The 1,589-nt window shown below is 45.4% G+C and carries 3 protein-coding genes; all 3 read left to right on the plus strand.

All coding sequences use genetic code 11. The annotated features are described in order from the left end of the window. Positions 1–322: 322 nt before the first annotated feature. The 3 genes from ACR0P9_RS12310 to ACR0P9_RS12320 are packed head-to-tail and all read left to right on the plus strand — an operon-like array spanning position 323 to position 1,568. Positions 323–514, plus strand: coding sequence for a hypothetical protein (locus ACR0P9_RS12310; protein WP_432620567.1), 192 nt, complete (start codon positions 323–325; stop codon positions 512–514). A 14-nt stretch (positions 515–528) separates the two neighbouring features. Next, positions 529–810, plus strand: a complete 282-nt coding sequence (locus tag ACR0P9_RS12315; RefSeq protein ID WP_432620569.1) for a phage holin — start codon at positions 529–531, stop codon at positions 808–810. A 2-nt stretch (positions 811–812) separates the two neighbouring features. After that, positions 813–1,568, plus strand: a complete 756-nt coding sequence (locus ACR0P9_RS12320) for a hypothetical protein (protein ID WP_432620571.1) — start codon at positions 813–815, stop codon at positions 1,566–1,568. The last annotated feature ends 21 nt before the right edge of the window (positions 1,569–1,589 follow it).

The raw sequence follows: 1,589 nt of genomic DNA on the forward strand, positions 1-1,589 counted from the left end.
ATGTTGTCTGTGATTTTATTTTTGTGTCATCTAGTGCGCTTTCGCGAGCTGTCAAAAAAAGCGTTTTGGAGCAATCTCGCATTAGATATTTATCCCTTGCTGCTCCTATTTGTTGTCTCAGGCGGAAATGTATCAAATGTTGCACATCTATTGGCTTGTCCCATCACTACGTTTCCTTTTTTCTCCTAGCATTGTATAGCAAAAAGCTGTCTCTTTTCGGGGCAGCTTTTTTGTTTTCCACAGGCGTGCAAGAAATTGATCTTTACAGAAATATTTTTTCTCCTATTATAAAGGCATCTCAATACCATAAGGAGGTGAAAGTATGTCTGAATTCCACGGGACACCTTGCCCAGAGCTAAAAAAGCTGATGGAAATCGTCGAAGCGCACGAGCAGCGTCTTGGACGCGGCAACATTGAATTTGCTGTGATTTCTACCAAGCTCAACATCATCATGGCAATTCTCGCCGCTGTTGGTGTCACCGTTTGCGGTGCCATCATATCTATAATATTGTAAAGGAGGCGATTTCTGTGCGCACACAGACCATCAGTTCGGATACCATCGCCCGTACCATTATTCTCGTTTTGGCTCTCATCAATCAGATTTTAGCCATTGAGGGTAAATCTGCGATTTCTTTCGCAAATAGTGATATTTATCAGCTCGTCTCATTGTGTTGGACGATTGGCGCATCCATTGCTGCTTGGTGGAAAAACAACAGCTTTACCTGTTTAGCGTGTGAAGCTGATGCTTGGCGCAAATGCCAGCAAAAAGATCGCAAGCAGGCAGCGGATTCAGAACAGAAAGGATCCTGAGCATGTACGATGTCACATTTCAAACTGAACCGCGGTATAAATCCGTCAAGTATGGACAAGGTACGATTTATTCTTCTGCTTGCGGCCCTGCCAGCCTGTGCAATGCGCTGCATGTTTTAGACATTGCAACAGTCAGTTTGCCGACCATGTGTAAATTAGCGGTCAGCTCCGGCGCGCGCGTAACCGGCGGCACGGTCATGTCTACCCTGCTCAAAGCCGCGGCGAAAAAATATCCCTTTGTCTATCGCACAACCAGCAAAAATGCAGAACTGCTTGCGCATTTGAAATCCGGCGGTGCTGCTATTTTACACGCTGGAACTGAATACAAGCTATTTTCAACCAGTGGACATTTTGTCTGTGCAGCTGCTGCAAAAGGCAGTACCATTACCGTTCTCGACAGCTATTGGTATGGCAGCAAATATACTGCCAATGCCATTCGCCGCAACTATGTTCAAGTCATACAAAAAGGTGTCGTACAAACCAGCTTGACACAATGCGGCAAAGCAACTATCGACCGCGCACCGAGCTATTATTTGCTCTCTCGTCCAGCTCAAACCTCTGCATCTTTACCCAAACAGGAGGAATCCGATATGAAGTATTACAAAGAATTTCAAGACATTCCGACCTATTATCAATCCGCTGTCAAAAAGCTCTTAGATGCCGGTGCTATCTCCGGCACCGGAAACGGCTTAGAACTGAGCGAAGATCTCTGCCGCGTCTTTACCATCCTCGATAAAGCCGGTCTGCTCAAGATTTGATAAATCCACGTGTTGAAAAAA

It is taken from the genome of Butyricicoccus sp., assembly GCF_050872565.1.
In the GTDB taxonomy this organism is placed as follows: Bacteria; Bacillota; Clostridia; order Oscillospirales; family Butyricicoccaceae; genus Butyricicoccus_A.